Source organism: Burkholderia sp. IMCC1007 (genome assembly GCF_027257875.1).
In the GTDB taxonomy this organism is placed as follows: domain Bacteria; phylum Pseudomonadota; class Gammaproteobacteria; order Burkholderiales; family Burkholderiaceae; genus Burkholderia.
Genome location: NZ_JAPVQY010000073.1, coordinates 25,796 through 33,616, shown reverse-complemented (window position 1 = coordinate 33,616; position 7,821 = coordinate 25,796). Strand labels below are relative to the sequence as shown.

At 62.3% G+C, this 7,821-nt stretch carries 7 protein-coding genes; 6 read left to right on the top strand and 1 reads right to left on the bottom strand.

Annotation, left to right across the window (positions count from 1 at the left end; translation table 11 throughout):
- The 4 genes from lpdA to O1Q03_RS35840 form a co-directional block, all read left to right on the top strand.
- On the top strand, nucleotides 1-1,344 hold a 1,344-nt coding region (gene lpdA, locus O1Q03_RS35855), incomplete at its 5' end, for a dihydrolipoyl dehydrogenase (protein WP_269509950.1).
- A gap of 246 nt (nucleotides 1,345-1,590) precedes the next feature.
- Complete coding sequence (locus tag O1Q03_RS35850; protein WP_124665013.1) at nucleotides 1,591-2,100, top strand: Lrp/AsnC family transcriptional regulator; 510 nt, start codon at nucleotides 1,591-1,593, stop codon at nucleotides 2,098-2,100.
- A gap of 22 nt (nucleotides 2,101-2,122) precedes the next feature.
- Nucleotides 2,123-3,271 carry a 3,4-dihydroxy-2-butanone-4-phosphate synthase gene (ribB, locus tag O1Q03_RS35845; RefSeq protein ID WP_269509953.1) on the top strand — a complete coding sequence of 383 codons (1,149 nt, stop codon included), beginning with the start codon at nucleotides 2,123-2,125 and terminating at the stop codon, nucleotides 3,269-3,271.
- A 200-nt stretch (nucleotides 3,272-3,471) separates the two neighbouring features.
- Complete coding sequence (locus tag O1Q03_RS35840) at nucleotides 3,472-5,109, top strand: acyl-CoA synthetase (RefSeq protein WP_269509947.1); 1,638 nt, start codon at nucleotides 3,472-3,474, stop codon at nucleotides 5,107-5,109.
- 37 nt (nucleotides 5,110-5,146) lie between these two features.
- Here the strand turns inward: O1Q03_RS35840 and O1Q03_RS35835 are convergent, their stop codons facing one another.
- A complete protein-coding gene (locus tag O1Q03_RS35835; protein WP_442865909.1) occupies nucleotides 5,147-5,968 on the bottom strand; it encodes an AraC family transcriptional regulator in 822 nt (273 codons plus the stop codon).
- A 218-nt stretch (nucleotides 5,969-6,186) separates the two neighbouring features.
- On the opposite strand from O1Q03_RS35835, the gene O1Q03_RS35830 reads away from it, so the two are divergent.
- Nucleotides 6,187-6,951, top strand: a complete 765-nt coding sequence (locus O1Q03_RS35830) for an enoyl-CoA hydratase/isomerase family protein (protein ID WP_269509941.1) — start codon at nucleotides 6,187-6,189, stop codon at nucleotides 6,949-6,951.
- A 2-nt stretch (nucleotides 6,952-6,953) separates the two neighbouring features.
- Nucleotides 6,954-7,733, top strand: coding sequence for a creatininase family protein (locus O1Q03_RS35825; protein ID WP_269509938.1), 780 nt, complete (start codon nucleotides 6,954-6,956; stop codon nucleotides 7,731-7,733).
- The last annotated feature ends 88 nt before the right edge of the window (nucleotides 7,734-7,821 follow it).

Sequence of the window (7,821 nt, the reverse complement as noted above, 5' to 3'; positions counted from 1 at the left end):
GCCGACCTCGGCATGAAGACCGTGCTCGTCGAACGCTACTCGACGCTCGGCGGCGTCTGCCTGAACGTCGGCTGCATCCCGTCGAAGGCACTGCTGCATACGTCGCTCGTCGTCGAGGAAGCCGCGGCGCTCGCGTCGCATGGCATCACGTTCGGTAAGCCGCAAGTCGACCTCGACAAGCTGCGCGACTTCAAGGGCGGCGTCGTCAAGAAACTGACGACGGGCCTCGCCGGCATGGCGAAGGCACGCAAGGTCGAAGTCGTGACGGGCACGGGCGCGTTCGTCGATCCGTTCCACATGGAAGTGCAGGGCGAAAACGGCAAGAAGGTCGTCAAGTTCAAGCAGGCGATCATCGCCGCCGGCTCGCAAGCGGTGAAGCTGCCGTTCATGCCGGAAGACCCGCGCGTCGTCGATTCGACGGGCGCGCTGGAGCTCCGCCAGCTGCCCAAGCGCATGCTGGTGATCGGCGGGGGCATCATCGGCCTCGAAATGGCCACGGTGTACTCGACGCTCGGCGCCGAGATCGACGTGGTCGAAATGATGGACGGCCTGATGATGGGTGCGGACCGCGATCTCGTGAAGGTCTGGGAAAAGTACAACGCGAAGCGCTTCGGCAACGTGATGCTGAAGACCAGGACGGTCGGCGCGGAAGCGAAGGAAGACGGCATCTACGTGAAGTTCGAGGGCGAAAAGGCCCCGGCGGAAGCGCAGCGCTACGACCTCGTGCTGGTCGCAGTGGGCCGCAGCCCGAACGGCAAGAATATCGGCGCCGACAAGGCCGGCGTGGCCGTGACCGATCGCGGCTTCATCGACGTCGACAAGCAGATGCGCACGAACGTGCCGCACATCTTCGCGATCGGCGACGTCGTCGGCCAGCCGATGCTCGCGCACAAGGCCGTGCATGAAGGCCACGTCGCAGCGGAAGCCGCACACGGCGAGAAGGCGTACTTCGACGCACTGCAGATCCCGTCGGTGGCGTACACGGATCCGGAAGTGGCGTGGGCCGGCAAGACGGAAGACCAGTGCACGGCCGAAGGCATCAAGTACGGCAAGGCGGTGTTCCCGTGGGCCGCATCGGGCCGCGCGATCGCGAACGGCCGCGACGAAGGCTTCACGAAGCTGATCTTCGACGAGGAAACCCATCGCGTGATCGGCGGCGGGATCGTCGGCCTGAACGCAGGCGACCTGATCAGCGAAGTGTGCCTCGCCGTCGAGATGGGCGCGGACGCGGAAGACATCGGCAAGACGATCCATCCGCACCCGACGCTCGGCGAATCGGTCGGCATGGCCGCCGAGTTGTACGAAGGTGTCTGTACGGACCTGCCGCCGCCCAGAAAGGCCTGATCGCCATCCCGGCTTACGTGTCGTAAGTATGACGAATTGCGGGTTTTCCCGAGCGGGCGCGAGAATGGCTGTTTTTGGTGATAACTCGACTTTTTATCGGAATTTTCCGCGGAGTCGGCTGGCATAAACTCGTTCATCAGGTGATGTTGTTCGAATGCGTGCTGGAGCGGAAATCGATGTTCCGCTCGACAGCGAGCGTTCGAACCTCAGGGCACCGCAGCCTTAGGTAAAGAGGAGACCCAGGCCATGAACGTTGCGCTGGACAGAATAGACCTTAGCATCCTGAGTGAACTTCAGGAGGACTCAAGTTTGACGAACCTCGAACTGGCGGCTCGAGTCAACCTGTCGCCGTCTCCCTGTCTCGTCAGAGTCAGGAATCTCGAGCGTCTCGGTGTAATCAGCCGGCGCGTCGCGGTGCTCAATGCGTCGCTGCTCGGTCTGGGCGTGATGGCCATCGTCGAGATCAGTCTGGAGCGGCAGGGCATGCAGGCGCGGGAGAGTTTCGCCGATACGGTGAGAGGCATCACCGAGGTCATGGACTGTTTCATGATGACCGGACAAACCGACTATCTGCTGCGGGTGGTGGCGAGGGATCTCGTCGAACTGGAACACATCATCACGCACAAGCTGACGTCGCTTCCCGGCGTGGCCAGCGTTCGCTCGAACGTCGTCCTCAAACGGCTTGCCAACAAGACGACGCTGCCTATCGACAAGACACGGCCCATCCAGATTCACGGCATGGCGCAGGCGTCGTGATTACATCGCTCGAGGTGGTTTCATGAGTAACGCAACACCGATCCGCCAGCCGGTGGATTCGCGTGCCGACATCGCGACGGCATCGGACATTATCGAAGAAGCACGCGCCGGCCGCATGTTCATCCTGGTCGACGACGAGGATCGCGAGAACGAAGGTGACCTTGTCATTCCCGCGCAATTCGCGACGCCCGATGCCGTCAACTTCATGGCGACGCATGCGCGTGGCTTGATCTGCGTCGCGATGACACGCGCGCGCTGCGAATCGCTGGGCCTGCATCTGATGAGCCGGATCAACGGCTCGCGGCACGAGACGGCGTTCACGGTGTCGATCGAGGCGCGTGACGGCGTGAGCACAGGCATCTCGGCGGCCGACCGTTCCCGTACGATTTCGCTTGCGATCAATCCGGAAACGGGGCGCGACGAGCTCGTGTCCCCCGGGCATGTGTTTCCGCTCATGGCGCGCGACGGCGGCACGCTCGTGCGCGCAGGGCACACGGAGGCCGCGGTAGATATCGCCCGCCTGGCCGGGCTCGCGCCGGCCGGCGCGATCTGCGAAATCATGAACGACGACGGCACCATGGCAAGGCTGCCCGACCTCATCGCCTTTTCACGGCGACACAAGCTGAAGCTGGGCACGATCGCCGATCTGATCGCGTATCGCCGACGAACGGAGCGGCTCGTGGAGGCCGTCGAACACGGCAGCTTTACCGAGCCGAATGGAAGACATTGGCGGATCGTCGTCTACCGGAACCGGATCGATCAGGTCGAGCATATTGCGTTCGTCATGGGCGATCTGCAGGGCGCCGATCCCGTGCTCGTGCGCATGCATGCGATGGACACCATGAACGACGTCATGGGCGGTCACCACCTCGCGTCTCTCCGCGGCGCCGCGCGTTTGCTGGCGGACGAGAACCGCGGCGTGATCGTGGTGATCCGCGAGTCGCGTGCCACGGCCGTGTCGGAACGTGTGCGTTCAATGATGCATCCGAAGCCTGCCGAGCCGCAACTGCGCGACTACGGAATCGGCGCGCAAATCCTCACCGAACTCGGCGTGAAGAACATGATCCTGCTCTCCAATCACGAACGAACGATCGTGGGCCTGGAGGGCTACGGTTTGAACGTGGTGGAGCAGAGAAAAATAGAGCGTATCCACGACTATCAGGAAGTTTGACGGCATTCAGCCGTGCCCCGTGCGGATGAAGAGATCGGGTGCTCTCGTTCGAGTCACGGTGGCGTCGTTCCGAATGAATTCGTGCCGCTCGTTTCAGAGCGTCTCGTGACCATAAAAGCAACTGGAGGAGAGATGAGACACGCAGAAAGCCTGGGCATCTTCGGCGAGCGCGCGAGCGCCATAGCCATGGGGCGGCCCGCATGAAAACAACGGCAGACAATCCCTATACGATCGGACTCGAGCGCGACCCCGCGAACTTCGTCGCGTTGTCGCCGCTGACGTTTCTCGAACGCGCCGCGTCCGTCTGGCCGGAGCGCACGGCCATCGTGCATGGCGCGATTCGCCGCGACTGGGCCGAAACGTATCGACGTTGCCGGCTACTCGCCGGTGCGCTGCTCGGGCGCGGCATCGGCACCGGCGATACGGTGGCGATGATCGCGGCCAATACGCCGGAACTGTTCGAGGCGCACTTCGGTGTACCGCTTTGCGGCGCGGTACTGAACACCATCAACACGCGGCTCGATGCCGATACGATCGCGTTCATTCTCGACCACGGCAACGCGAAGCTGCTGATCACCGACCGCGAATTCTCGCCGACAGTGAAGAAGGCGCTGGCGCGTCTCGGCCGCGCCATCCAGGTGATCGACATTGACGATCCGCAGTTTCGAGAGGGCGATCTGCTCGGCGAGAAAGACTACGAAGCGTTGCTGCAGGAGGCCGCGCACACGGAATTCTCTGTCGCGATGCCTGAAGACGAATGGCAGGCCATTGCGCTGAACTACACGTCGGGCACGACGGGCAATCCAAAAGGCGTGGTGTATCACCATCGCGGCGCATATCTGAACGCCGTGTCGAATGCGCTATCGTGGCATCTGGACGAGCACACGACCTATTTGTGGACCTTGCCGATGTTTCATTGCAATGGCTGGTGCTTTCCGTGGACCATGGCGTTGGTGGCCGGCACGAGTGTCTTTCTGCGCCATACGCGGGCCGAGCGGATTCTCGACGCCGTCCGCACCGAGGCGGTCACGCATTTCTGTGGCGCGTCCGTGGTGTTGAACATGATCAACAACGCCGCGCCGGAGCTGAAAGCGGGCATTCGCCACGGCGTCAAGGTCATGACCGGCGGTGCGCCGCCGCCCGCTGCGGTGATCGCCGGCATGGAACGCATGGGCTGGGAGGTGACGCATGCCTATGGGCTGACCGAATCTTACGGGCCGGTCGTGCAATGCGTGTGGCGCGAGTCGTGGAATGCGCTCGATCTCGATGCGAAAGCGCGACTCAAGGCCCGCCAGGGGGTACGCGGCCCGATTCTCGACGCAATGATGGTGGCGAACCCGGATACGCTGGAGCCCGTGCCACAGAATGGGCAGACACTCGGCGAAGTCTTTCTGCGCGGCAACAACGTGATGAAGGGCTACCTGAAGAATCCGGACGCCACGATCGACGCATTTGCCGGCGGGTGGTTTCATACGGGCGACCTCGGGGTGTGGCATGCCGATGGCTACCTGGAACTCAAGGATCGCTCGAAGGACATCATCATCTCGGGAGGCGAAAACATTTCGTCGATCGAGATCGAGGACATGCTGTATTCCCATCCCGCTGTTCTGGAGGCGGCAATCGTCGCGCGTCCCGACGACAAGTGGGGCGAGACACCTTGCGCGTTCATCACGCTGAAGGACGATGCGGTCGTGACCGAAGCGGACATCATCGCTTTTTGCCGCGAGCGGCTCGCACATTTCAAGGTGCCGAAGACCATTGTCTTCACGCCACTGCCGAAGACATCGACCGGCAAGATCCAGAAATTCATCTTGCGGGAGCGAGCGCGCGAACTGTGAAAGACGCGGCGGTGTAGCGCCAGCCGCCGCGCTTCGTTCAACGCGAAGAAGCGTCCTTCTGGTCCACTCGGAATTTGCCGGGACTTTGTCCCATGGTCTTCTTGAACATGGTGATGAACGAATTGGGCCCTTCATAGCCGAGTTCGAGCGCGACGGCATGGACCGACGCTCCCGCCGACAATCGCTGAAGCGCAATGATGATGTGCAGACGTTCGCGCCAGCGCCCGAACGTCATGCCGGTTTCGCTGCGCACCAACCGCGCGAGCGTACGTTCGCTCATCGCGTACCGCCGCCCCCATTCCGCGATCGTGCTGCGGTCGGCGGGATTGTCGAGCAACGCCGAAGCGATCTGTTGGAGCCGCGGATTGTCGGAGATCGGGAGAAAGACGTCGTCGGGCGCGAGTTGCGCAAGCTGATCCAGCAACACCCTGGCGAGCCGACCCACCGGGCCGTCCTTCGGATAGTCGGGTGGAAATCTGGCCAGAGTACGGATCAGCTCGCGGATGAGCGGCGTGATCGTGAAGCTGCGGCAGTCGGTGGGCAGACCGGCTTCGTCCGGCGCAATGAAGATGACGTATAGCTTCGCGAAGTCGGAAGCATGATTGCTGTGAGGAACGCCGCCCGGAATCCACACCGCGCCGTTGGGCGGCACGATCCACCATCCGCTCGGCGATCGGCACATGACCGACCCGCTCAACGCGACGACCATTTGCCCCTTGCGATGAACGTGCATCGGCAGTTCATCCTCTTTTCCACTCGTCTCCAGCAGGACGGAAATGACCGGCAAATCGACGGAGTCCGGATCGAACGGTTGATAGTTGATCTTCACGTCGTCTGTCGTGGCTGGCGACGCGGACATACGGATTTCAGGCGTTTCGGGTTCCACGGTTCACTCGCTTTCTGCGCGTGCGCGGCCTCGGTGAGTTCATGAGTCGCCGCCCTCGGCGCAACATTCGGTGGGCCATCTGAGTGACGCGATTTTAATCCGCCGAATCAACGATGGCGCCCGCAAATCAAAATTAAATTTGGCCCCGCTGCACCTACACTGACCCAATCAAAAATGACGAGGCATCAGGTATGAAAACCGACGAACTGATTTGCACACACATCGATGCGGACCTCGTGCAGCTGACGATAAACCGGCCGCCGGCGAACGCGCTGAGCGAACCGCTCATCACTGCATTGATTTCGATCTTCAGCGAATTCGCGCAACAAAGCGTGCCACCCGGCATCGTGCTCACCGGGGCCGGAGAGAAGTTCTTTTGTGCCGGCGGCGATATCAATGAAGTGGCGGACCATGAACTCGCGCTGTCGCGCATGGAAGCGTTCCACGCGTTCCTGGCGCAACTCGAGCAGTATCCGAGCCCGCTCGTGTGCGCGGTCAACGGCTACGCGGTGGGCGCGGGATTCGAAATGGTGCTGCATGCCGATTACGTCGTCGCGTCCGCCGATTCCCGGCTGGGATTTCCCGAGATCAATCACGGCTTGTTGCCCGCGGCCAAAGGCATGCGCCACGCAGCGACGCTGCTCGGTCAACGTGCCGCGCGTTCGCTGCTGTTTTCAGGTGAACTGATCACTGCCGGCGATGCGCTCGCGATGGGCGCGGTGGACGCGATATCCACGCGTGACGAAGTGCTGCGAGACGCGCTTGCGAAATGCCGCGCGCTTTGCAGCAAGGAGCGGCAACTCTTCGCCGCGATCAAGAGAACGCTGCGCGAGAGCTCGCGGATGAACGATGCAGCGCTGCTGCAGATGACGCTCGATGACCTGCGTGGATATCTCGGCAACGCGAGGACCGCGGACGCGAGATCCCGATTTCTGACCCGCAACAAGAAGGCCTGATCGTGAGCAATCTCCAACCACCGGAAACACTGCATCTCGCGCGGATGACGTATGAGGACGTGGCGGCCGCATTGGCCACGCAGTTTGATCGCGTGATCATTCCCTGCGGCGCGATCGAGCAGCACGGCCCCCATCTGCCGCTTAGCATGGATGCCGATCATGCTGACGCGCTGGCGGTGGAAATCGCCACGTTGCTGGGGCGAACCCTCATCGCACCGACGATCCAAGCGGGATGCTCGAAGCACCACATGGCCTTCCCGGGCACGATCTCGTTGCAGGAGCACACGTATGCCGCGCTCTGCCACGATTACTGTGTGAGCCTCGCGACGCACGGATTCAAGCGCATCTACCTTTTCTCCGCTCACGTCGGCAACTTCAATGCGCTTCATGCGATGTTGCCGGGCTTGAGAGAGGCTGTCGGCGCGGACGTCCAGGTGCTCGCCTATACGGATCATCAGGCGTGGCTGCGCGAATGGCGACTGGCGGTCGAGGCAGCCGGCGGCGATCCGGAATCCGTGGGCGGACACGCCGACATCGCCGAAACCTCGCTCATGATCCATCTTCACCCCGACAGCGTCCGACACGATCAACTCGTGGCAGGTCATGTGGGCGCGATGACGACCGAGCAATTGAACCGGATGTGGAAGGAGGGCGTGGCGTCGATCTCGCGAAACGGCGTGCTCGGCGACGCGCGGGGATCGTCGCGCGAGATCGGCGAGACGTGCCTGCGTGCCACGGCCAGCCTTCTCGCGTCGACATTTGCGGCCGAATCGTGGACGTAGAAGGGCCCGCGCGCCGGCAGCATGATCTGCCGGTATCGACGAGGCAGCGACATGAAATGAATAAAAAATGCTGCGAGATCTGCGGCAA